General features: G+C 70.4%; 19 protein-coding genes. 7 read left to right on the top strand and 12 right to left on the bottom strand.

Features of this window, described 5'->3' with window-relative positions; all coding sequences use genetic code 11:
* Positions 1 to 102 precede the first annotated feature (102 nt).
* Complete coding sequence (locus BR31_RS0114635) at positions 103 to 777, bottom strand: DUF8020 domain-containing protein (protein WP_027501612.1); 675 nt, start codon at positions 775 to 777, stop codon at positions 103 to 105.
* A 328-nt stretch (positions 778 to 1,105) separates the two neighbouring features.
* On the opposite strand from BR31_RS0114635, the gene BR31_RS0114630 reads away from it, so the two are divergent.
* Positions 1,106 to 4,252, top strand: coding sequence for a (Fe-S)-binding protein (locus tag BR31_RS0114630; RefSeq protein ID WP_027501611.1), 3,147 nt, complete (start codon positions 1,106 to 1,108; stop codon positions 4,250 to 4,252).
* A 261-nt stretch (positions 4,253 to 4,513) separates the two neighbouring features.
* The gene (locus tag BR31_RS0114625) at positions 4,514 to 5,470 is read left to right on the top strand and encodes a hypothetical protein (RefSeq protein WP_027501610.1); all 957 of its coding nucleotides are present in this window, start codon (positions 4,514 to 4,516) and stop codon (positions 5,468 to 5,470) included.
* A 112-nt stretch (positions 5,471 to 5,582) separates the two neighbouring features.
* Here the strand turns inward: BR31_RS0114625 and BR31_RS0114620 are convergent, their stop codons facing one another.
* Together BR31_RS0114620 and BR31_RS0114615 are read right to left on the bottom strand one after the other, a co-directional pair.
* Positions 5,583 to 7,532: a dipeptidyl-peptidase 5 gene (locus BR31_RS0114620; protein ID WP_037176727.1), complete on the bottom strand. Its 1,950-nt coding sequence runs from the start codon at positions 7,530 to 7,532 to the stop codon at positions 5,583 to 5,585.
* Between the two features lie 55 nt (positions 7,533 to 7,587).
* Complete coding sequence (locus BR31_RS0114615; protein WP_027501608.1) at positions 7,588 to 8,982, bottom strand: carotenoid oxygenase family protein; 1,395 nt, start codon at positions 8,980 to 8,982, stop codon at positions 7,588 to 7,590.
* Between the two features lie 116 nt (positions 8,983 to 9,098).
* On the opposite strand from BR31_RS0114615, the gene BR31_RS0114610 reads away from it, so the two are divergent.
* The 4 genes from BR31_RS0114610 (at position 9,099) to BR31_RS28745 (ending at position 12,348) form a co-directional block, all read left to right on the top strand.
* Positions 9,099 to 10,406, top strand: coding sequence for a pyridoxal phosphate-dependent aminotransferase (locus tag BR31_RS0114610; RefSeq protein ID WP_442970215.1), 1,308 nt, complete (start codon positions 9,099 to 9,101; stop codon positions 10,404 to 10,406).
* A gap of 105 nt (positions 10,407 to 10,511) precedes the next feature.
* Complete coding sequence (bluB, locus tag BR31_RS0114605; protein WP_027501606.1) at positions 10,512 to 11,141, top strand: 5,6-dimethylbenzimidazole synthase; 630 nt, start codon at positions 10,512 to 10,514, stop codon at positions 11,139 to 11,141.
* 86 nt (positions 11,142 to 11,227) lie between these two features.
* Positions 11,228 to 11,908, top strand: a complete 681-nt coding sequence (locus BR31_RS28750; protein WP_037176725.1) for a helix-turn-helix domain-containing protein — start codon at positions 11,228 to 11,230, stop codon at positions 11,906 to 11,908.
* On the top strand, positions 11,905 to 12,348 hold the full coding sequence (locus BR31_RS28745) for a hypothetical protein (protein WP_051637436.1): 444 nt from the start codon (positions 11,905 to 11,907) through the stop codon (positions 12,346 to 12,348). The genes BR31_RS28750 and BR31_RS28745 overlap by 4 nt, the downstream gene beginning before the upstream one ends.
* On the opposite strand, the gene BR31_RS0114590 is transcribed toward BR31_RS28745, so the two are convergent.
* The 4 genes from BR31_RS0114590 to BR31_RS0114575 form a co-directional block, all read right to left on the bottom strand.
* A complete protein-coding gene (locus tag BR31_RS0114590; protein ID WP_027501605.1) occupies positions 12,338 to 13,735 on the bottom strand; it encodes a cytochrome P450 in 1,398 nt (465 codons plus the stop codon). The two genes, BR31_RS28745 and BR31_RS0114590, sit on opposite strands and share 11 nt — an antisense overlap.
* A complete protein-coding gene (locus BR31_RS0114585) occupies positions 13,735 to 14,925 on the bottom strand; it encodes an MAB_1171c family putative transporter (protein WP_027501604.1) in 1,191 nt (396 codons plus the stop codon). Before BR31_RS0114585 ends, BR31_RS0114590 begins: the two co-directional genes overlap by 1 nt.
* A 23-nt stretch (positions 14,926 to 14,948) precedes the next feature.
* The gene (locus tag BR31_RS28740) at positions 14,949 to 15,473 is read right to left on the bottom strand and encodes a hypothetical protein (protein WP_156042496.1); all 525 of its coding nucleotides are present in this window, start codon (positions 15,471 to 15,473) and stop codon (positions 14,949 to 14,951) included.
* 419 nt (positions 15,474 to 15,892) lie between these two features.
* Positions 15,893 to 16,429, bottom strand: a complete 537-nt coding sequence (locus tag BR31_RS0114575) for an AMIN-like domain-containing (lipo)protein (RefSeq protein WP_231496496.1) — start codon at positions 16,427 to 16,429, stop codon at positions 15,893 to 15,895.
* A 280-nt stretch (positions 16,430 to 16,709) separates the two neighbouring features.
* Here BR31_RS0114575 and BR31_RS0114570 point away from each other — a divergent pair, with 280 nt between their 5' ends.
* The gene (locus BR31_RS0114570; RefSeq protein WP_027501602.1) at positions 16,710 to 18,008 is read left to right on the top strand and encodes a YibE/F family protein; all 1,299 of its coding nucleotides are present in this window, start codon (positions 16,710 to 16,712) and stop codon (positions 18,006 to 18,008) included.
* A 56-nt stretch (positions 18,009 to 18,064) separates the two neighbouring features.
* On the opposite strand, the gene BR31_RS28735 is transcribed toward BR31_RS0114570, so the two are convergent.
* From BR31_RS28735 to BR31_RS0114545, 5 genes are all read right to left on the bottom strand, one after another.
* The gene (locus tag BR31_RS28735) at positions 18,065 to 19,357 is read right to left on the bottom strand and encodes a DUF7159 family protein (protein WP_156042495.1); all 1,293 of its coding nucleotides are present in this window, start codon (positions 19,355 to 19,357) and stop codon (positions 18,065 to 18,067) included.
* Positions 19,358 to 19,504: 147 nt separating this feature from the next.
* Positions 19,505 to 20,827: a UDP-glucose dehydrogenase family protein gene (locus BR31_RS0114560; RefSeq protein WP_027501601.1), complete on the bottom strand. Its 1,323-nt coding sequence runs from the start codon at positions 20,825 to 20,827 to the stop codon at positions 19,505 to 19,507.
* Between the two features lie 100 nt (positions 20,828 to 20,927).
* Positions 20,928 to 21,500 (bottom strand): hypothetical protein, encoded by a 573-nt coding sequence (locus BR31_RS0114555; protein ID WP_027501600.1) that lies wholly within the window; start codon positions 21,498 to 21,500, stop codon positions 20,928 to 20,930.
* A complete protein-coding gene (locus tag BR31_RS0114550; RefSeq protein ID WP_027501599.1) occupies positions 21,497 to 23,215 on the bottom strand; it encodes an alpha/beta hydrolase in 1,719 nt (572 codons plus the stop codon). The genes BR31_RS0114555 and BR31_RS0114550 overlap by 4 nt, the downstream gene beginning before the upstream one ends.
* Complete coding sequence (locus tag BR31_RS0114545; protein ID WP_156042494.1) at positions 23,215 to 23,520, bottom strand: hypothetical protein; 306 nt, start codon at positions 23,518 to 23,520, stop codon at positions 23,215 to 23,217. Before BR31_RS0114545 ends, BR31_RS0114550 begins: the two co-directional genes overlap by 1 nt.
* Positions 23,521 to 23,692 lie beyond the last annotated feature (172 nt).

Raw genomic sequence — 23,692 nt, 5'->3', positions numbered from 1 at the left:
GGCTTCGTCGCGTTCGGGGCGCTCATCACCTCGTAGGCCCGAAACACAGAGCGGCCCGCCACCTCCGAGGAGGTGGCGGGCCGCTGTCGTACTGACTGCTAATTACTTCTTCAGGCCGTCGGCGTAGGGCGTGGTGCCGGGAGGAGCGAGCAGGGTCTGGCCAAGGCCGATGCCGGCCGCGATCAGGGTCGGGCCGCCGACTGCGATGGTGCCGACGATGCCGCCGATGCCCGCGCCGGTGATGGTGCCGACAGCAGGCATCACGAACGTGCCGACCACAGCGCCGATGATGGTGCCGATCAGGCCGCCGGTCGCGGTCGCAATCGCGAGCTGCGAGGTGAAGGTGTTCTGCGCCTTGAGGTTCTCGTCGGTGGACGCGATATCCTTGACCGCGAGACCGGCACCCTGAATGTTCTCCTTGCGCACCTCGCCCGCGATCGGCTTGGCCTTACCGAGATCGAAGACCGGGGTCAGCGTGACCTTCCTGCCGTCCTCGCTGATCTTCTGCTCCATCGGGAACTCGAGCGCATTGAGCTGGAACGCCAGCGGCAGGCTCACGACGGCCTTGCCCGCGTTGTCCTGCAGCTCGATGTTCTTGCCGTCTCCGGAGACCTTGAAGGCGCCCGCGTCGATGGTGGTGACGACCGACTGTCCCTCGATCTTCGAGCTCCAGTCGATGGTCTCGGGCGCAGCCGGTGCCGCGTGCGAGGTACCCGCACCCACACCAAGCGCCGCGATCGCCAACAGCGACGTCGCCGCGAACTTCTTCAGCCTCATCTACAAATCCCCTCTGGAAACCAAAATTGACACATGGGTCACAACACAGTCTCGGTGGACACTAATCTGTGATTCTTCTGAGAACAAGGCGCAGCAATTGCCCGCCAACCCATTCGATCCGCTCACTTCTCCGCAGGTCATCCGGCGAAGTTAGGTTGACCTGCGCTGAACCCCTCAGAAGGGCACAAATTACGGTGAGCGTGAGAACTCCTGTGTCTCGCGTCGGCCTCCCGCTGATGTGACCATGGACTCGACGTTGGCTCGGGATGCTACCGACGGGTAACTTAACCCGTGTTGGCGTTGCCGTCGTAGAAGGAAAGGCCGTGACATGACCGCCCTGACGATCACGTTGGGCACGATCGGCGTACTGCTCAGCCTCGTGTGCTGGGCCTCATTCTTGAGTGGGGCCTGGACCATGGGGAAGACGGTGCAGCTCGGTCAACCAGCCCCGGACCGCTGGCGCCCGTTCTTCCCCCGCTTCAAGCAGATGATCGTAGAGTTCATCGCGCACACCCGGATGCAGAAGTTCCGCACCGTGGGATGGGCGCACTGGCTCGTCATGATCGGCTTCCTCGCGGGCGCACAGTTCTGGTTCATGGCGTACGGCCAGACCTTCGACCCCACCTGGTCGTGGCCGTTGATCGGTGACACGTGGTGGTTCCACCTCGGCGACGAGATTCTCGGCGTCGGCACCGTCGTCGGCATCGTCACGCTGATGGTCCTCCGCCAGCTCAACCACCCGCGGGTGCCCGAGCGCCTCTCCCGCTTCAGCGGCTCGAAGTTCGGCCCCGCCTACTTCGTCGAATGGGTCGTGCTCACCGAGGGCCTCGGCATGGTGCTGGTCAAGGCAGGAGTGCTGTCGCTAGAGGGCCACTCCAGCTGGACCGACCCGATCACCGGGCAGATCGCCAAGGTGATCCCCCCCAATGTCGCGCTGATCTCGATCTTCGCCTTCGTCAAGCTGATGTCCGGCATGGTCTGGCTGTACTTTGTCGGCCGCAACATCACCTGGGGCGTCGCCTGGCACCGCTTCTCCGCGTTCCCGAACATCTACTTCAAGCGTGAGGACGACGGCGACGTCGCCCTCGGCGCCGCGAAGCCGATGATGTCCAAGGGCAAGGCCCTGACCATGGAGAACGTCGATCCTGACACCGACACCCTCGGTGCCGGTCAGATCGAGGACTTCTCCTGGAAGGGCTGGCTGGACTTCACCACCTGCACCGAGTGTGGCCGCTGCCAGTCGCAGTGCCCCGCATGGAACACCGGCAAGCCCCTCTCGCCCAAGCTGCTGATCATGTCGCTGCGCGACCACGGCTACGCCAAGGCGCCGTACCTGCTCGCGGGCGGCAAGAAGGACATGGGCGGCGACGAGGTCGGCCTGGTCGACGGCGACGGCAACGTCCTTGAGGACAAGCTCGCCGCCATTCCTGCAGCCGCGCGCACCGAGGCCGAGCGCAAGCTGGTCGGCGAGACCGTCGAGGGCGAGCTGGCTCCGGTCATCGACCTCGAGACCCTGTGGTCGTGCACCAACTGTGGCGCCTGCGTCGAGCAGTGCCCGGTGGACATCGAGCACGTCGACCACATCATCGACATGCGCCGCTACCAAGTGCTCATCGAGTCGGAGTTCCCGTCCGAGCTGGCCGGCCTGTTCAAGAACCTCGAGAACAAGGGCAACCCCTGGGGTCAGAACTCCAAGGACCGCCTCAACTGGATCAACGAGATGGACTTCGAGATCCCGGTGTTCGGCAAGGATGCGGACACCTTCGAGGACTACGAGTACCTGTTCTGGGTCGGCTGCGCCGGTGCCTATGAGGACCGCGCGAAGAAGACCACCAAGGCCGTCGCCGAGCTGCTCGCCACCGCGGGCGTGAAGTTCATGGTCCTGGGCGCCGACGAGACCTGCACCGGCGACTCCGCTCGCCGCGCGGGCAACGAGTTCCTGTTCCAGCAGCTCGCGATGCAGAACATCGAGATGCTCAACTCCGTGTTCGACGGCGTCGAGCAGTCCAAGCGCAAGATCGTCGTCACCTGTGCGCACTGCTTCAACGCGCTCGGCAACGAGTACCCGGAGGTGGGCGGCGACTACGAGGTCATCCACCACACCCAGCTGCTCAACCGCCTGGTGCGCCAGAAGAAGCTGATCCCGGTCGCCTCGGTGTCCGAGGACGTCACCTACCACGACCCGTGCTTCCTGGGTCGCCACAACAAGGTGTACGACGCGCCCCGTGAGCTGATGGAGGCGTCCGGCGTCAAGCTCAAGGAAATGCCGCGTCACGGCGAGCGGTCCATGTGCTGTGGCGCCGGTGGTGCGCGCATGTGGATGGAAGAGAACATCGGCAAGCGCATCAACGTCGACCGCGTGGACGAGGCACTGTCCACGGATCCGAAGAAGATCGCGACCGGCTGCCCCTTCTGCCGCGTCATGCTCACCGACGGCGTCACCGCACGCCAGGAGCAGGGCCAGGGCGAGGGCGTCGAGGTCGTGGACGTCGCGCAGCTGATGCTGAACTCCATCACCCGGCTCGAGCCGGCGGAGCTGACCGCGAACATCAAGGTCGAGCCCCGGGTCAAGGCAGCGGCTCCCGTCGCCGAGGCCGCACCGGTCGCCGAGGCCGCACCGGCCGCTCCGGCTGCGGAGGCCCCGGCCGCCGCTCCTGCCGCCGCGAAGCCCCCGGTCAAGGGTCTGGGCATGAAGGGTCTGGCCAAGGCACCTGGCGCGAAGGCTCCGGGCGCCAAGCCCGCCGCTGCCGCTCCCGCCGCCGAGGCTGCTCCGGCCGCCGAGACGGCTGCGGCTCCGGCCGCCGCACCGAAGGGCCTCGGCCTCAAGGGTGGCGCGAAGGCACCGGGCAAGGGTCTTGGCATGAAGGGTGGGGCCAAGGCTCCGGGCGCCAAGCCCGCCGCCGCTCCCGCCGCCGAGGCTCCGGCCGCCGCCGAGGCCGCGCCGGCCGCTGCTGCGGAGGCTCCCGCCGCCAAGCCGAAGGGGCTGGGCCTCGCGGCCGGCGCCAAGGCTCCCGGCAAGGGTCTGCAGATGAAGGGTGGGGCCAAGGCTCCCGGCGCAAAGGCTGCCGCTCCGGCCGCCGCAGCACCGGCACCTGCCGCCGAGGCTCCGGTTGCGGAGGCCCCGGCTGAGGCTCCCGCCGCCGAGGCTCCGGCTGCCAAGGCTCCGGCCGCGCCGCCGCAGCCGAAGGCGGGCGGGCTCGGGTTCAAGGCGGGCGCCAAGGCCCCGGGTGCACGCAAGGCCGCTCCGGCCGCGGCAGCGCCTGCGGCTCCGGCCCCCGCTGCCCCCGCCGCCGAGAGTGCACCTGTCGAGGCCGCACCGGTCGCCGAGAGTGCACCTGCCGCCGAGGCTCCCGCCACGAACGGTGCACCTGCCGACAACGGTGCTCCCGCCGCCGAGGCCGCGCCGCTGCCTCAGCCGAAGGCAGGCGGACTCGGGTTCAAGGCAGGCGCCAAGGCCCCCGGCCGCAAGAAGTAAGCGCCGCAAGAAATAGCAACACCGGCAACGCGCCCCCACCGACTCTCGGTGGGGGCGCGTTCCGTTTCCGCCGCCACCTGCACACCCTTTCTGCGGCCGTCACACGGCCGATGCACGCCGACTACGGGTGTGCACGCGCCAAAAGGGGTGTGCGATCAAGGGTCCGGCGGGTCGTGCACAGGTCGAAGGTTGTCCACAGCCCGGACGGATACCCCGCTCGGCCCCCTCCCCTCCGCCGAGCCAGGGTGCACGATGCCGCTCATGGGCGAGATCATCCGGAGACCCGAGGCGCTGCGGCGCGGCGCAACCGATCGGCAACTCCAACGGATGTGCGCTCGAGGGAGCTGGCGTCGGCTACGTCCGGGATCCTTCACCGACCGCGAGCAGTTCGACGCCCTCGATGCCGTCGGCCGTCATCGGATGCTCGCGGAGTCGACGATCCTCGCGTCCTCTGCCGACGCCGTGCTCAGCCACCAATCCGCCGCCGTCGTTCACGGTCTCGCGCTGTGGAACACACCCCTGCTACGCGTGCACCTCACCCGTGATCGCCGCACCGGTGGACGCACATCGGCGGTCCGGCACGTGCACTCCGCCTCACTCGAGGCGTCGCAGGTGACCGAGGTCGACGGGCTGCGGGTCACCACACTGGCGCGCACGATCCTCGACCTCGCGGGGACCCTGCCGTTCGAGCAGGTCCTGGTCGTCGGGGACCATGCGCTGCACAACACTCCACTCTCGCCCGACGACCTCGATGACGCGGTCGCGTCGATCGCGGGTCGTCCCGGCAGCGCCGTCGCCCGACGGGTGCTCGGCCTGCTCGACGGCCGGTCGGAGAGCGTGGGCGAATCCCGTAGCCGGGCGCTCTTCCTCCGCCACCAACTCCCGCTCCCTGAACCGCAGCCGAATCTCTACACCGCCGACGGAGAACACCTCGGTCGGGTGGACTTCCTCCTCGAGGAGCTCGGTGTGGTCGGCGAGTTCGACGGTCTGTCGAAGTACGGCAGGCTGGTGCCGGAGGGCCAGACCCCGGCGGACGTGCTGTGTGCGGAGAAGCTGCGCGAGGACGCGATCCGGGCGGAGGGCTGGGAGGTCGTTCGGTGGACCTGGAACGATCTGGCCACCCCACCGAAGCTGATCCGGCGGATCCTCGACGCCATCGAGCGTGCCCGGCCGCGGTCGGCACCGAGCGGGACGGTGACGTACACCCCGCGCCCGTGAGTACAGGGCGCCGTCGTGACCGCACGTCGGCACACACCTTCTGCGGCCGCCACACCCCCAGCGCACGCCCAATCCGGGTGTGCCGGCGCGAACGGGCGTGTGCCGGCGACGGCTACGGACGCCAGAGCTCGAGCCGCGGAATCCCGGGTGTCTCGAAGCCGAGCACCTGACCGTAGAACGACAGCTCCGCCTCGCGTGAGCTGACGATGGTCTCCACCTTCCGGAAGCCGTGCGCCTCCCCCTCGTATGCCAGGTACGCGTGCGGTATGCCCTTGCGCACCATCGCGTCCCGGAACCGCTCCGCCTGCGACGGGGGCACGATCGGGTCCGAGAGGCCCTGCAGCAGCAGCACAGGGCAGGAGAGCCCGTCGACGTTGTTCACCGGTGCCCGCCGCGCATAGAGCTCCTTGCTCTCCGGCAGCGGACCGATCAGACCGTCGATGTACCTGGACTCGAAATCGTGCGTCTCCTGGACGAACAGTTCGAGCTCGGCGACACCGTAATACGAGGCACCGCAGGCGAACACGTCGGAGGTCGTCAGCGCCGCCAGCACCGTCCAGCCGCCTGCCGAGCCGCCCTCGATCGCGAGCCGCCGCGGGTCGGCCAGGCCGGCGTCGGCCAGCCCGCGGACGGCGGCGATGGTGTCCTCGACGTCGACGATCCCCCACTGCCCTCGCAGCCGGTTCCGGTACTCGCGGCCGTATCCACTCGATCCGCCGTAGTTCACGTCGATCACGCCGATCCCGCGGCTGGTGAAATACGCGAACACCATGCTCAGCGCGGGCGCGACGTGCGCGGTCGGGCCACCGTGCACGAACGCGACGTACGGCGGCAGCTCCCCGTCCACCCCCGTGTAGTTCGGGTTGCGCGGCGCGTAGGCGTACGCGTGCACCTCCCGCCCCTGCGGCCCGGTGAGCGTGATCGGTTGCGCGGTGGGCAGATACGCGACGTCGGGCAGCCCGTCGACGCCGAGACGGACGTCGGTGACCGCACCCGAGCCCAGGTCCAGCAGCCGCAGTCCGCCCGGTGTCTGCGCCCCGCCGCTGCGCAGCAGCACCCGATCGCCGCGCAGGTCCGTGATGCCGAGCGAGGTGAGGTCGCCGAGGTCGAGGTCCGCGATCGAGCCGTCGGACGGGTCGACCACCGCCAGGGTGTCCGTGCCGACCGTGCGGGTGGTGAGCAGGCGGCCGTCCGCCAGCTCGGTGTACCAGCGGACACCGAGATGCCACAGGGGCGCGCCGAAGTCCGCATCCAGCGGGCACACGGGCCGCGGCGGCCGCGGACCGAGATCCACCCGGTACAGGTTCCACCAGCCGCTGCGGTCGCTGATCGCGTAGAGGGAGCCGTCGTCGAACCACTGGGGCTGCAGCACCGATTCCTCGGGCCCGCCGAGCAGCACCCGGCCCGGTCCGCAGACTCCGTTCTCGTCGAGCTCGGCGACCCGCAGTTCGGTGCCGTCCCATGGCATCTGCGGGTGGTCCCAGGCGATCCAGGCGAGTCGCCGGCCGTCCGGTGAGAGCCGCGGGTAGGCCAGGAAGTGCGAGCCAGACACCACCGATCGCAGCCGCGCGGGATCGCCGCCCCCGGAGCCGTCGAGCGGGATCGCGCAGATGTCGCGGCGCACCTCGCCGTCGGCCGAATGGGTCTCACGCACGCACCACACCTCGTCGCCGACGATGCTCAGCTCGCCGTACCGCAGCCCCGCACGGACCGCGGGCGGCGGTGTGAGCGGGATCGGGTGCTCGCCAGGACGGAGCGCGTACACACGCTGATCGCTGAACTCCGCGAACACCAACCGACCGTCGTGGGTGACCGTCCATGCGCCGCCGCCGTACTCGTGCACCCGCGTGCGGGCATTCCACGGCGGCGGCAGCACGTCTTCGGGCTCCCCGCGCCGGTCCGAGCGTCGGATCGAAGTCCGCCCGCCCTCGCTGGGGCGCAGCTCGGACCACCAGATCTCCTCGCCGACAAAATGGCCGGCATCGACCGGGTGGCCGCTCGAGGCGAGGTCCGCGGCGGTGATCGGTGATATCCAGGATCCGTACGGTGCGCGCTGTGGCATGCGGTCCAACTTAGGCCGAGTCGCCGACAACGCGGGCTCGGCGCGCGAGCCCGCATCACGCGGGCAACCACGCCCCGTGCAGCCCGGCCGGCACCCGGAGCGGCAACCGCACCCTGCCGAGCGGACCCGATCCGGGGTCCTCGGCGGGGAGCACACAGAACCACGACGACATGTCGGCGCGGTCGGTGCCGATCATCCCCCAGTAGTCGTGTTCCGCGCCGGGCATGAAGATCGGTTCGCCCACCGTGAGGCTGCCGGGATCCCAGTGCGCCTCGGCTCCCGACGGGTCGAAGAACCACAGCGAATCCATCGGGCCCTCGCGGCCGGCGAGCTTGCCGACCGTCGCGACGGTGCCGTGGCCCCTGGTGAGGCTGCGGTCGTCGATGCGGGGGAATTCGACGTCCCTGTCCGACAAGACCGTTCGCTGCACCGAGCCGGTCTCCGGATCGATCACCGCCCGCATCAGCGTGCCGACGGACGGGCGATCGGCGTCCGCGAACCCGCCCGGGTACGACCACTGCGCGTAGTCGACGCTCACCCGCCCGTCCGGCAGGTCGAACCCGTTCGCGAAGTGCCACACCCAGAACGCCTCGCAGCTCGCCCACCGGACCGGCCCGCCGTCGCGCGGGATCAGCGCCACCCTGGTGCCGTCCTCGGGCCGCCAGTCCAGTACCGACCCGCCGGTGAGCAGGCCGGCCATGTCGAACGCCAACGGGCACACCATCAGCACGATGTAGCGCTCGGTCAGGGCCATGTCGTGGATCATCAGCGCCTGGTCCATCCCGGTGACCGGCGTGGGCGGGCGGGCCAACGAACCGTCGGCCGCGACCACGGACCAGGTCAGGTAGGGCGGGTCGAGCAGATAGTTGAACAGCACCAACTCCCCCGTCGCCGGGTCGATCTTGGGGTGCGCGGTGCTGCCGACCGCCATCGCGCCGTCACAGCTCTCCGGCCCGAGGGTGCGCAGGTCGGCCGGGTCGAGCAGATAGGGCCGGGTGGTCTCGGCCATCGCCAACAGCCGGCCGCCGTGCCGGATCACGTTGATGTCCGGCAGCTCACGCGGCGTCCCGGCCAGCTCGGGCCCGACCTCCGCCTCGCTCGGCGTGTACAGGTCGGTCACGCCTGCCCAGATCGCGTGCCCGACCTTCTCCTCCGCCACCACCATCGGCGTCCGGACGAACCGGTTGGTGTACCGGGCGGCGCCGTCCGCCAGCTCGATCCTGTGCACCATGCCGTCGCCGTCGAGCGGATAGACGTACCGGCCGATCGGGTCGTACCGCGGGTTGGGCCCGTTGCGCAGGTACGCGCCGTGCAGGTCCGACGGCAGCTCGCCGACCACCTCCAGGTCCCGGACGTCCACCTCCTCCCGCTGCGGCTCGAAGATTCCCGTCAGGTGCGAGTGGTGCGCGAGATCGACGGGCGCGGGCCGGGGAAAGCTCGGTGCGTTCATGGGAATGCCACTTCCGTGCGGAGTTCGTTCCGTCTTTCAGGGTCCTCTCCCCGGCCGCCGCCGAACAACGATTTCGCGGGCCGAACCGCCTCCGAGCAGCCCGTTATCTGCGCCACATGCGGGGTAGCGGGAGAAATCCGCTTGAACCGGGGTGGCACGATGGACCGGTGACCGTCTCGGAGCCCTCCCACCACACCCACATCCAGCCGCGCGTGCTCAACCAGTCCGCGAAGCTGCAGAACGTGCTGTACGAGATCCGTGGACCGGTACACGCGCACGCCGCCCGGCTCGAGGCCGAGGGCCACCGCATCCTCAAGCTGAACATCGGGAACCCGGCCCCGTTCGGGTTCGAGGCACCCGACGTGATCATGCGCGACATGATCGCGGCGCTGCCCACCGCGCAGGGTTACTCCGATTCCAAGGGCATCCTGTCCGCCCGCCGCGCCATCGTCACCCGCTACGAGCTGGTCCCGGGCTTCCCCGACCTCGACGTCGACGACGTCTACCTCGGCAACGGCGTCTCCGAGCTGATCACGATGACGATGCAGGCGCTGCTCGACAACGGCGACGAGGTGCTGATCCCGGCGCCCGACTACCCGCTCTGGACGGCGACGACCAGCCTCGCCGGCGGCACCCCGGTGCACTACCTCTGCGACGAGTCCGAGGGCTGGAACCCGGACATCGCCGACATCGAATCGAAGATCACCCCGCGCACCAAGGCGATCGTGGTGATCAACCCGAACAACCCGACCGGCGCGGTCTACACGGCCGAGGTGTTGAGCCAGATCGTCGCGCTGGCCCGCAAGCACCAGCTGCTGCTGCTCGCCGACGAGATCTACGACAAGATCCTCTACGACGACGCCAAGCACATCTCGCTGGCCACCCTCGCCCCCGACCTGCTCTGCCTGACCTTCAACGGCCTGTCCAAGGCCTACCGGGTGGCCGGGTACCGCTCGGGCTGGTTGGCCATCACCGGCCCGAAGGACCACGCGGCGAGCTTCCTGGAGGGCATCGACCTGCTCGCCTCCATGCGGCTGTGCCCGAACGTGCCGGCGCAGCACGCCATCCAGGTGGCGCTCGGCGGACACCAGAGCATCGAGGAACTGATCCTGCCCGGCGGCCGACTGCTCGAGCAGCGCGACGTCGCCTGGGAGCGACTGAACATGATCCCTGGCGTCACCTGTGTGCGGCCGAAGGGCGCGCTGTACGCCTTCCCCCGGCTCGACCCCAACGTCTACGAGATCCGCGACGACGCCAAGCTGGTCCTTGACCTGCTGCTGCAGGAGAAGATCCTGGTCGTCCAGGGCACCGGGTTCAACTGGCCCAACCACGACCACCTGCGGATCGTGACGCTCCCGTGGGCCCGCGACCTCGCGGTAGCGATCGAGCGGTTCGGCAACTTCCTGGCGGGCTACAGCCAGTAGGCGGAGCGCTACCGACTCGAGGGTTCGCACCGGCGGACCGCGGGCCCGATCGGCTACCGTGGCTTGGGTGTACGCACCTCGGATTGCCTCAGCAGGACCGACCGCATGACCGGCGAACCGCTCTCGGTCTATGACGCCATCCGGATGCGCCGCGACGTCCGCGCGGAGTTCACGGGTGAACGGATCTCCGAGGAGCAACTGACCCGGATCCTGCAGGCCGGGCACTGCGCGCCCAGCGTCGGGAACACCCAGCCGTGGGATTTCGTCGTCGTGCAGAAGCCCGAGACGCTCGACGCCTTCGCCGAGCACGTCGCGGGCTGCAGGCAGAACTTCGCCGACTCGTTGCCTCCGGAGCGCCGCGCCACCTTCGACCCGATCAAGATCGAGGGCATCCAGGAGTCCGGCACGGGCGTGGTGGTGACCTACGACGCCAGCCGCGGCGGCGCCAACGTGCTCGGCAGGCACACCGTCGAGGACACCGGGGTGTTCTCCGCGGTGCTCGCGATCCAGAACATCTGGCTGTCCGCGGTCGCGGAAGGCATCGGCGTCGGCTGGGTCTCGTTCTACGAGGAGGATTACCTCACCGACCTGGTGCAGATCCCGTCACCGGTGCGGCCCATCGCCTGGCTGTGCATCGGCCCGGTGTCGGAGTTCCAGGAGACCCCCGACCTGGTGCGCTTCGGCTGGCGGGACGGCAGGCCGCTCTCCGAGGCCGTGCACCGCGAGAGCTTCTGAATCCGCCGCCACCAAAAGCCACAAACAAGCGACAAACCTATGGCCTCGATGCTTGTCAGGTGACCTGGACAACATATGGTGAACCCATGGTCTCCGAGAGCAGAGCGCGCTTCGGCAGGTTCGTCTCCGAACGCCGCCGCGCCCTGAATCTGACCCAGGACGAGGTGCGGGCCGCGGGAGGTCCGTCCGACGCGGCCCAGACGCGGGCCGAGAACGGCACCGGCCCGGAGCCGAGCCAGCGCACCCTCCGGCGACTCGACATCGGCCTGAACTGGACCGAAGGCAGCGCGGCCCGCACCCTGCTCGGCGGCGTCCCCGACCCGCTCGAGGGCGCACCCGACCGCGCCGCGGGCAGGCCGCGCGGCACCACCGAGTTCGGGCCCGACGCCGTCGCGGTGCCGGTCGAGATGATCGCCGACCTGCTGACCCCGCACGCCACCCTCAACTCGTTCCGCGACCGGTGGCCCGAGGTCACCGGGGACGAGTTCGACAAGGCCACCGACGCGCTCAACGCGGCCATCTCCCGGATCACCGGCGTGTACGTCACCGACCTGCTCGAACGCAACGGGGGCCCGGGGGTCCCGGTGCCCGCCCTGATCGAGTTCGCCTTCGGCCACCATCTCGACGAACCGGTCGGCGACGACCCGGCCGACGCCGAGGAACGGCTCTACCGCCGCTGGCTGGCGGGTCGGCCGATCGACGCGGACGCCGACCGCGAGTCGAGATTCCGCCGACGGTGGCAGGCACGACGAGGAGCAGACGCATGACCCGCACGGACGACCAGCCGATTCCCCTGTCCACCCGGGTCAACCGGCTGTTCGAGTGGGGGCACCGGCGCGACGACCCCGAGCAGACGAACGAGGAGGTCGCGCTGGCGCTGGGCGACCGACTCCGGCGTCCCGTCGAACCGCGGATGGTCGAATCCATCCGCGACGGCAGCCTCGCAGATCCGCCGCTCGACGTCCTCGACGCCGTCGCCGACCATTTCGAGGTCTCGCGGTCGTACCTGTCCGGCACCGACCACGGGTACGTCGACGCCCAGGTCCGGCTCTGCATCAGCGCCCGCGACGCCGGGGTGAAGAGCCTTTCGATGCGCTCGCTCACCGACCCCGACCCCGTAGGCGGGGCGCTGCCCCGTCAGGCGATGGAGGAACTGATCGGGCTGCTGGCGCGGCTCGGCGGAGCGACGGGGGATGTCACGGACTGACCCGGCGGCGCACCCGCAGCCGGAACCCGTCCGGTTTCAGGGTGAGCTGCTCCTTGACCCTGAGTTCGTAGCCCGGTTCCGGCTCGAGGTCGTAGCGGTGCACGAGCAACGCCAACGCCAGCACCATCTCGTGCAGCGCGAACTGGCGGCCGATGCACGCCCGCAGCCCGGTGCCGAAGGGCTTGTAGACGTGGCCGGGGCGGGCCCGCACGTTCTCCGGCAGGAACCGGTCCGGGTCGAAGGTCTCGACGTCTGGTCCCCAGACCGGATCACGGTGCAGGCCGAGCACCAGCACGAAGGCCCAGTCGTTCTCCGCGAACCCGTATCCGTCGCCGATCGTGGTGTCGGCGACGGCCTCCCGGAAGTAGCCGGGGGCGGTCGGCCACAGGCGCATCGTCTCGTCCACCACCCGGCGCACATAGCGCAGCTTCGCGACCTGCTCGAAGGAGACCTCCGGCCGATCGGTGCCCGGCCACAGCGACTCCACCTCGGCCCGCGCCCGTGCCGCGATCTCCGGGTTCTGCGCCAGGAAGTGCAGCGCGAACGCCAGCGCGTTGGCCGAGGTCTCGTGCCCCGCGACCAGGAAGGTCAGCACCTGGTTGCGGATGTTCACCTCGTCGAGCCGCTCGCCCGTCTCGGGGTCGGCCGAGTCCAGCATCAGGTCCAGCAGGTCGGGGCGACGGGTCTCGTCGGGGCTCGCGCGCCGTTCGGCGATCACCTCGTCGACAACACCCGCCACGTACGCGATGTCGGCCTCGTTCTGCCGCTCGGCCTTGCCGGCGAACAGCCCGCGGAACGGGATCGGGATCGCGGTCTGTTCCGCGTGCCGCAACGCCCGCAGCATCGCCCCGACAAACGGGTCCTCCTGCTCGCCGCGCGCGCGGTCGAACGAGTCGAAGCTGTACCCGAACCCGGCGCGGCCGATCATCTCGAGCGTCAGCTTGCTCATCTCCGCGGGCACGTCGACGAACTCCGCGGTGGCGTGCTCGTCCCAGCGCACGATCAGCTCGCGGGTGGTCTCCAGCATCGTCTGGTGGTAGCCGCGCATGGCCTCCCTGGTAAAGCCCGGCATCAGGATGTTGTGCGCCTTGGACCAGTTCGGCTCGTGGTGGAACGCGGTGAACAGGCCGTCGGCGACGATGGTCCGCAGCTTCGCCAGCGGCCGGCCGACGTGCTTGCGGAACCGCTTCTCGTCGTTGATCTCCTCGACCAGCTCCGCGCCGGACACGAACGTGAGCTTCGTCCCGACGATGACGCGCTGATAGATCGGGCCGAGCCGCTGGTGCTGCCACAGCGTGCGCTGGCTGGGGGCGCTGCGGTCCATCCCGAGGATGTCGCCCAGCAGGGGGACGCGGCGCGGTGGGTGCGGGATCGGTCGTGTCTCCATCAGATGCCGGAACCCGCACTCACCACTGGTGGGCCCGGGACCGCGCTCCTCTCTCGGGTGTCGGTGCGGCGAAGGTCTCGGGCCTCGCTCGGTTCGGTCTGCGCGATGGTCGCGGCGAGCCGCCAGCTGCGGGCCAGCCGCAGCAGCGTGCGCGTCTCGTCGGTGAGGTCGTCGTGCGCGGGGGCAGCCGGCGCCGTCGCGGACGCGTCCAGCGGGGCATCCCCGGTTCGTTTCCGCTCGCAGGCGCGCAGCAGCTGAACCGAGCGGCGGACCGCGGACCTGGTGTCGCCGTGGAGCCCGCGCCGGTCCAGTTCGCTCTCCAGATCCGCGTCGACCGCGCCCGAGGTGTACGGCTCCAGTTGCATCGTGGCGTCCCAGATCTCGACGACCGTGCGATGCAGGCGCTCCTCGAACCCGGCGGCGGGCAGGACGACCTGGGGCACCGCGGCCGTGAGCGTCGACCACATCGGTTCGAGCTGACGCAGCTCCCGTCGCCGCATCCACAGCGCGACGACGGGGACGAAGCTGACCACCGCGATCAGCGCCACCTCGGGGAGGAAGAGGACGTCATTGGATCCGGCCCGCCACCGCGTCAACGCGTTGTCCACGTGGGCTGCCGAGAAGAAGGCCGCGACCGGTCTGGTGAGGTTGTCCACCACGGAGAACAGGCACATCACGCCCACGATCACGGCCATCACCCACTCGAGCCGGCCGGGCCCGGACCGCAGGAACTCGTAACAGATCACCAGGGCCACGCACACCGCGACGACGATCGGCATCGAGTACAAGACGAAGTAGACCGCGCACTGCCAGCCGCCCGCCGCCTCGATAGTGAGGCCGGCATCCCGGGACTTCTGGCTCAGCATCAGCAGCGAGACGCCCAAGGCGAGCGTGATCGCGTACACCGCCGGCTGACGCCAGGACGGCTCGTCCGCACCCTCGGTGAGCGCCGCGGCGAGGCCGAGGATGGCGGCGCCCGCGAGCATCACGCAGAGGTGCGTCACCGGCCGGATGACCGCGACGTCGGTGAGATGTGGCGCGAGGGCGGCCTGTAGCTCCGGCGCCCGCAGGGTCGCCGGCACCGCCCAGAAGAGCAGGACCAGGTTGATCCGGCGCTGTGCCAGCACCTCCCGCATCACGGCCAACCGGATCAGCGTGATCACCCAGATGCCGATGAGCAGCGGCCACATGATCGCCGCGGGCAGGGTGGAGGTCAGCTTCGGCTCCAGACCACATTGTTCAGCCGCGACACCCGCACCGACCGCTTGGCACCGGCTCCGGATCGCGCACTCACCGCGCCCGAGTCGGCCAGGAACAGCCGCGTCGCGAGGAGCTCGGCTTCCTGCTCCACCTCGTCGTCGTAGGCGGCCCGGCCGAGTAGCGAGCGCACCGTCTCGGGCCGCACGTCGGGGGCCAGTTTCTGCAGCGCCGTCAGGTCGACGTTGAGGCCGGAATCGCCGCGGAGGACGTGGGCCAGTTCGTGGTAGATGATGTGCCTGCGCAGGTAGACGGAGGCACCGGCGGCGTACATCACGACGTCGTCGTGTTCGCGACCGATCCACAGCCCGCAGGGGGCGCCACTGATCACCGCAGCCTCGACCGGCTCCAATCGGATCGGTCGCCCGCGTTCGGCCTCCATCCAGCCGATGAAATCGTCGAAGGACCAGGGCCGCTTGATGGGCAGCGCATCCATGAACGCGTCCACCCGCTTGCGCGCCACTTCCAGTGATCGGGCCACCAACCGACCCTATCGAACGAGGCTCGCGCGCCGGCCCCGGAGGCTAACTGGACGGCCGACTACCCCCCGCGGTGACAGCCAGAACCACGCCATGTACATTCTCAGCAGACACCTTGTGTGTCCAGCAAGCCCGATTGCCCCTCCCCCCCCTGTGGGCAATCGGGTCGGTGGCGGGGACACACCCCCCTGTTCCCCGCCACCGCTGCAAAAACTTCCCCGACGTCGGCGCTGACCACTCGCGCACCCGGGTCTCCCCAACCGAGCACGCGCCCCAGCGGGCGTCGGAGCGTTCCGCACCGTGTGCGTGCGACAATTGAAGCACAAGAAGCCACAAAAAAGCCACACAGAGGCAACGCTCGGGCTTCGTTCGGCCACAAGCCCGCGTTGCTCGAAGCGGCACGCGATGCCTGCGATGTTCCTCAGTGCGAAATTGCGACGGTGATCGCGGGACGGTCGATCGATGATTCGACCGACACTGTCGGTGTACCGCTTCGGGTTCCCACGAAGGACTGCACCAGACCGGAGCTACTCGGGTAACCCAGGATCTCGACCACGGAAGACGCCTCGTCCTCGGTCGACAGCCGCATCGGGACCTCGCGCCGCAGCGAGGCGATGTTCGAGTCCACTCCGGTCAGGTCGACCTGCAGGATGCACGCACCCGAAATCGGCACGGGGTCATCCGTGCCGTGCAAGAGAGGCATCTGCACGAAGCGGGCGGTCCACCCTATGGATCCGTCGCCGCCGAGACCGAAAACGACGGTGTCGCCGTCCGGGGTCCGATCGATCTCTATCGAATCCAGAGTCGGTAGAACCGGCGGGGGCAGCGCCTGGTCTCCTGGTTCAACTGGCACCAACCCCGGCACGGTGGGCAGGCCCGACGACGGATCGCCGACGTGGAGCTGCCCGGCGAACGACTCGAACTGCTGACATCGGGCCTCCCCGACAGGGAGGTCCACGTCCGGCGCTCCACACGCGGTGGACAAGACCAACGCCGAGAGGACCAGGCCCGCCGAACTCGCCCCGACTCGTTTGGCTACGCCCACAGTGCGGTCGTCCTTCGTCGTCAACGTCACCCGGTCACCGGGTACATCGTCATCGAACACCGAGCCGTTCCAGACGGCGCTCGCGCACCTGCCTACCGCGGGAGCGGCTCATCCTTCCGTCCACCCGAGGTCGGTACCCTGACCGGATGCGTCAACAGGGCCGCGCGGCCACCACCCGGGCGAGCGGGCCGACATGACCGAGGTCCGGAACAACCATGGCCACGGGCATGGGCATGGGCACGGCCACAGCGGTCCCATCCCGGTCGGCCCGGTCGCGGCCCGGGTGGTCGTCGGACTGCTCGTCGCGATCGGCATCGCGGTGCTCGCAGGCGCGGTCATCCTGTGGCCGAGCAGCCGCAGCATCGACATCCCGTTGCCCTTCCAGACCTCCGGCGGCGGCGCCGTCGTCACCGAGGCGGGCACCGTCACGCAGCAGGACATCGGGCCGTGCGGCAGCGCCTCCGCAGGCAAGCCCTTCACCGGTTCGCCGCAGCCGCCGCCGAACGACTCCTACCACTGCCAGCGCAGCCTCGTCGACATCGAGTCCGGCCCGAACGAGGGCACCACCACGCTGCTGGAGATCGGGCCGGGCCCCGGGCAGCCGGATCTGCGCGTCGGCGACAACATCCGGCTCGTGCGCCAGACGGATCCGTCCGGCGCCACCGTGTACTCCTTCGAGGACTTCGCCCGCGGGCTGCCGCTGCTGCTGATCGTCGCGGCGTTCGTCATCGTCGTCGCCGTGGTCGCGCGCTGGCGGGGCGTGCGAGCCCTGCTCGGGCTCCTCGTCGCCTTCGCCGTGCTCGTCGGGTTCATGCTGCCGGCCCTGCTCGACGGCCAACCCGCCATCCCGGTTGCCCTCGTCGGCGGCGCCGCGATCCTGTACGCCGTCCTGTACCTGGCCCACGGGGTGAGCCTGCGGACCAGTTCGGCCCTGCTCGGCACCCTGGCGTCGATGCTGCTGGCCGCGCTGCTGTCCTGGGTGACGATCGAGATGACGCACCTGACGGGGCTGTCCGAGGAACAGAACACCAACGTGCAGACCTACATCGAGCACGTGAGCATCACGGGGCTGCTGTTCGCCGGGTTCATCATCGGCTCGCTCGGTGTGCTCAACGACGTCACCATCACCCAGGCCTCGACGGCGTTCGAGCTCGCCGACCTCGACCGCAACGCCAACCGCCGCCAGATCTTCGGCTCCGCGATGCGCGTCGGCCGCGACCACATCGCCAGCACCGTCTACACCCTGGTGCTGGCCTACGCCGGCGGCGCGCTCCCGCTGCTGCTGCTCTTCAGCGTGGCGGGCCGCTCGATCAACGACGTGCTGCTCGGGGACGCGGTCGCGATCGAGATCGTGCGGTCCTCGGTCGGCGGCATCGCCCTTGCGCTGTCCGTCCCGCTCACCACGGCGATCGCGGTGATGCTGGCCCGCCCACCGCGGTCCGGTGCGGCCGCCGCGGTCACGGCGCGATCCGGCGGAAGGCACGCGCGCTGACGATGCGGGCGGGGCTCATTCCTCGGAGGAGGCGCCCACCTACCGCCGGCTAGACGTCAGCGGACCATCCCCGGCGGCAGCTCCATGCCCGGCGGCACCTCGATCTGGATGGGGTCCGGCAGGTTGAGGTAGCGCCGCGGCGGCGGACCCGGGACCGGCGGCGGCTCCGGGGTCGCCTGTGACGGCTCGGCGGCCGGCTGCGGCGCGGGCGCGCGCGGGGTCGACGACGGCGGTGTCGTGGTGGTGGTCGGGGGCGCAGTCGTCGTGGACGGCGCATCCTGGTCCTCGGTCACCGCGGTGGCCCGGCCCTCGCCCTGGGTGGTGGCGGCGCCGTCGCGCCCCATGGACAGGCCGATGCCGGCGACGACGACGAGGCCGGTGGCCGCCGCCCCCGCGATCGCGAGCTGACGGCGGGACGGGCCGCGGGTCCGACGAGGGCTCAGAGCATCCGCGGCGCCCCACTGGGGTTCCGGCGGCTCGACCGGCGGCGCGACCGGCGTCGCCAGCATGGCCGCGCCCTGCGCCGCGACCATCTCCGGTTCGGCGGGCACCACCGTCGGAAGGTTGAGCCAGTTGCGCAGGATGGACTGCACCAGCGGGATGTGCGCGCCCCCGCCGAGCAGGACCACCGCATCGGGATAGCGGCCGGACGCCGCGATCACCCCTCGGGCGAACCGCGCCGAACCCTCGACGGGCACCACGATCATCGATTCGAAGGTCTCGCGGGAGAGCAGGATCAACCCGGCCTCGCTCGGCACGGCGATCGCCTCGCTGGCGGAGAGCTGCTCCTTGGCGAAGCGGCACCGCTCGTTGAAGGCGGTCGCCTCGTCGGCGCCAACCGGCGAGACGATGCCCTGCGCAGTGGCCTGGTGCTGGCTGATCAGCCAGTCGAAGTAGTCCCCCGCGATCTCGGTGCTGCGATCGGCGGCCAGCACCGTCCCCGACGCCCTGTCGATCACGCTGACGGTCAGGCCGGAGCTGCCCAGGTCATAGAGGACCAGCGTCCCGAAGTCGTAGATCTCCCCGGTGGCCTCGAGCCGCGCGATCGCGGCCGTGCTCGCCGGGATCAACTGGTAGTTGTGCAGGCGCTGGCGCGCCATCGCCTGTTGCAAGGCGTCGGCCTGACGCTGCGTCGCGTACGCGACGCCGGTGGCGCCCACGGTCTCCCCGCCCTGCGCGAGCAGCACCCCGATGGACTGGGCTGCGGTCTCCTCGGCCCGGTGCGGCACCGTCGCGATGACCTGCCGCTGAAACGCCTCGACCCCGCCTGGCCCGCGGCGGGAGGCGACGTCCGGACGCGCCATCCGCACGGCACTGGACCCCACCGACACACCCAGAACCGCACTCATCGAGCCGCCTTAAATCGGGTTTGCACGCAGCCGACGCTCGAATCGCGCGCACTTGGACGAGGTGAGCATAACGAACGAGTGTCCAGCCGCACCCGCGCGCGGTGATCGCAGGGACGCCGAGCTGGCCGATCGTCCAGCTCACCGCCCTCAGCTGCGGCCCAGGCCTCGGTAGGTCCATCCCGCGGCCGCCCACTCAGCGGGATCGAGGCAGTTGCGCCCGTCGATGAGCACCTTCGAGCGGACCGTCCCGGCGAGGTCCGCGGGACGCAGCGCCTTGAACTCGTCCCACTCGGTGGCCAGCAGCACCGCGTCGGCGTTGTCGCACGCCTCCTCCACCGAGGTGGCGTAGTTCAGCGTCGGGAACAACCGGCGGGAGTTGTCGAGCGCCTTCGGGTCGAACACGCTCACCACCGCGCCGTGCAGCTGCATCATCCCGGCCACGTTGAGGGCTGGCGAGTCCCGGACGTCGTCGGACTCGGGTTTGAACGCCGCGCCGAGGACCGCGATGTTCGCACCGAGCAGAGATCCGCCGCAGGCCCTGGTCGCCAGCTCGACCATCTTGGTCCGGCGGCGCATGTTGATGCTGTCCACCTCGCGCAGGAAGGTCAGCGCCTGATCGGCGCCGAGTTCACCAGCACGCGCCATGAACGCCCGGATGTCCTTCGGCAGGCAGCCGCCGCCGAAGCCCAGTCCCGCGTTGAGGAATCGGCGCCCGATCCGGGCGTCGTAGCCGAGCGCGTCAGCCAGCTGCGTGACGTCCGCGCCCGTCGCCTCGCACACCTCGGAGATCGCGTTGATGAAGGAGATCTTGGTCGCGAGGAAGGCGTTCGCGGACACCTTCACCAGCTCCGCGGTCGGCAGGTCGGTGAGCAGGAACGGCACCTCGTCCTCGATCAGGCGCGCGTACAGCCGGCGGAGCAGCGCCTCGGCGCGCCCGGGGCGGGCGGGGTCGACCCCGAGCACCAGGCGGTCCGGCCGCAGCGTGTCCTCGACGGCGAAGCCCTCACGCAGGAACTCGGGGTTCCAAGCGACCTCGACCTCCTCGCCCGCAGGCGCGAGCTCGCGGGCCCGCGCGCCCAGTTCGGCCGCCGTGCCGACCGGCACCGTCGACTTGCCGACGATCACCGCGGGCCGGTCCAGCAGCGGGGCGAGGGTGTCGATCACCGAGTGCACGTGCCGCAGGTCGGCGCCGTACTCGCCCTTCTTCTGCGGTGTCCCCACCCCGAGGAAATGCAGGTCCGCGAACGCGGCGGCGTCGGGGTACGAGGTGGTGAAGTGCAGCCGACCGGCGTCGATGTTGCGTTTGAGGACCTGCGCGAGGCCCGGTTCGTAGAACGGCACCTCTCCCCCGGAGAGCTTGGCCACCTTGCCCGGGTCGATGTCGACCCCGAGCACCTCGTGTCCCAACTCGGCCATGCAGGCGGCGTGCGTGGCTCCGAGATAGCCGGTTCCGAAAACGGTGCAGCGCATAGGTAGTTGATAGGCGGCCAGGGTTAGCGCAGCGGATACCCGGCGCAAGGGTCGCGGCAACAGCAGGTGTACATCCGGCGTCGGGCAGGCGAGCGGCCGGTCAGGGCCGGTCGATGACCTCGGGTTGGCCGCCTGCGCCCGCATTGGCGCGCGGGAAGCACGCGGAGGTGCCTGAGACCGACAGGCTGCCCCGGCCGTTGTCGTGGGCCACGATCGCGGATCCGTCGGGCATGGTCGCGACCGCGGTGCTGCCCTCCCCCGACGAGCGCCGGACGAGCGGCCGGTCCCGGCCGTCCCAGTAGGCGGCGATCGCGTCCAGCTCCTGGGCGGCGCCGCCCTCGGGGATCCCGCTCACCCAATAGTTGAGGGTGAGGAAGACCGGGCCGGCGGCATCGCCGTCGTTGTCGTCGCAGGGCGTGACGCCGCCGGGGTTGAACGCCCCGATCGGCGAACTGGGATGCGCCAGAGTCAAACTGGCGCCCTCGGGCAGCGCGGACAGGGCCTCGCCGAAATGCTCGATCAGCGCAGCGGCGGCGGCGACCTCGGTCAGTGCGGTGTCCACGTCGGGCTCCTCGTCTGAGCTGCAAGCGGCGGCGAGCAGGACGACGGCGCCGAGCGCGCTCGCCGTCAGCGTCCTGCCGACGCCGGTTCTCGTCGCGATCTCGGGCCTCACGAGGACCCTCCCAGCCCGGCGATGATCCGCCCCATCCCCTCCAGCGACGGATTCCGCAGGTCCCAGTACTCGCTGTGGACCCGGGGATTGGCGCCGAGGAGCGGACCCGGATCGCCGGGATTGCTGGCGAACACCCGGCCCCCGAAGTCCGGGTCGGTCGGATCGGTCCCGTGCACGTGCCTGCCGGCCAGCGTCGCGTCCCCGATGTACGGCACCGGATCCCAACGGGCCGCGGTCGAGTACACGTGCGCGCCGACCTCGCCCGCGTTGACGCCGTCGAGGTGCAGCTCCGAGACGTGGTCCGCGTTGACCCCTGGACTGCCGACGAAGACCAACTCGTCGACGTCCAGCGATCCACCGCCGACCGCGGCCGTCCCGATCACGGTGCTCCCGTAGCTGTGTCCGACGATCACCTGATGCGCCGCCTGCCCCTGGTGCGCGGCCCGCAGGCCGTCCTGGAAGCCGTCCAGCCGGGGTGCGCCCCGCTCCGCGAACCTGTCGAGCCCGGCCTCGGGAATGCTCTGCGGCGCGTTGTAGCCGTACCAGGTGACGACGGCGGTGCTGGCGAGTGGATCGGCGCGGGTCGCGGCGTCGAGCATGCGGGCGGACCGGTCGACGTCGCCCCCGATGCCGCCGAGGTGCGAGCCGGTGCCCGGCACGAAGGTGGCGACGTTGTCGGCGAGGTCGGGGTTGCCAAGGGCGATCGCCGCCCGTCCGCCGCCGTCGATGCCCATCAGGAACCTCGGCGGCGCCGACCCCGCGTCGAGGGCGCGGCGCACGGCCCCGTACTCATCGGATTTCGCCTGGAGCGGCTCGCGTTCGCCCCGCCATGCGCTGTACTCGGCCCAGGCCTTCCACGCCTTCTCGTCGCGGGAGTTGGATGCAGGCTGGGCGGGCACGTGTTCTCCCGCCGCCCATCCGGGATGCCGGGTGTCCACTGCGTCCAGCGCCGCCGCCGCCCGGGTCTGCAGGTCCTCGAGGTGCATCCGGTTGTAGCGATCTTTGTCGGCGGCCGGGATTCCGTCCCGGTTGCCGACCTCGCGGTCGTCCGCGAACAGTGCGTCCTTCTCCTCGGCGGTCAGGCCCGTCCAGAACTCGTGGAGCTCCGCCGCGCGCGCGGGCAGGGCGGATCGCCCGTCGACGATGTCCTGGACGCGCGGGCCCGGCGCCGGCGCCGCGGAAACCTGGCCGAACTCCGCGAGACAGTCGGTCAGCGTCGCGGCGGCGCGGCTGTCGGCGAGCGCGACTTCGTCCAGCGCCCGGGCGATGTCGTCGGCGAGCTCCCTCGCCCGGGCGTCGAGGACCCGCTGCGCGAGGGCGCCGTCACCGGCCGCCGCCACGGTCAGTCCCGCCCCGGCCGCCGGCGCGGTGACGGTGCCGTCCTCGGACACCGCGAAGCCCTCGCCGAGCGCACCGTCGATCACCGAGATGGCATGCGCGGCAGCAGATTCGATCGTCGCCGCGCCCCGGCGCAGCGACGAGGAGGTCGCGAGCAACGCCATCGCGATCGAGTTGCCCGCGGACCGTTCGGCCACCGTGCGCTCCCAGGCACCGCGCGCCGCCTCGCCGTGCCAGGTGTCGAGAACACCGTCGACGCTGCGGACGACGAGGGCGATCTGCGCGTCCAACTCGACGGTGGCCCGGGCGAGCTCGTCCGCGGAACCGTTGAGGCATTGGGGATTCCATCCCCGCAGCTGGGTGAGCGTGGGGCGCATCAGGCGCCGCCTGCCGACGCGAGCAGACCCCTGTTCCCGGCCTCGGCGTCGTCGTACCGGGCCGTGTTGGTGGCCGCGATCTGTGACATCACCCGGACCCTCGACCCGATCGCCCGCACGCCGGCCGCGATCCGGTCCGCTCCCGCGGCGTAAGCCGCGGCCGTGTCGGACCCGGCGAGCCCCTCGGCCGCATGCCGGAACGCGGGTGCGGTGTCGATCTCCTCGATGGCCTCGGCCGCCGACTCCAGCGCCCCCGCGAGCCGTGCCAACACGGCGGTGTCGACCGCCATCTCCCCTGACGTCATGGTGCCCCCCAGCAATCAGTCCACGCCATCTGCCAGCACCCTAACGCAGTCGGCGGCGCGCGGGCGGCGGATCCGGCCCCTCCGCCTCGACGTAACGTCCGCCACATCCGGGAATTGCGCTAACACGGGATCGGCACCGATCGATAAGGTTCACGGCGGCGCGCGGGAGGGA

This window comes from Rhodococcus sp. UNC363MFTsu5.1, from assembly GCF_000686785.1.
Lineage (GTDB): Bacteria > Actinomycetota > Actinomycetes > Mycobacteriales > Mycobacteriaceae > Rhodococcus_G > Rhodococcus_G maanshanensis.
This window is presented reverse-complemented; position numbering and strand designations above follow the sequence as displayed.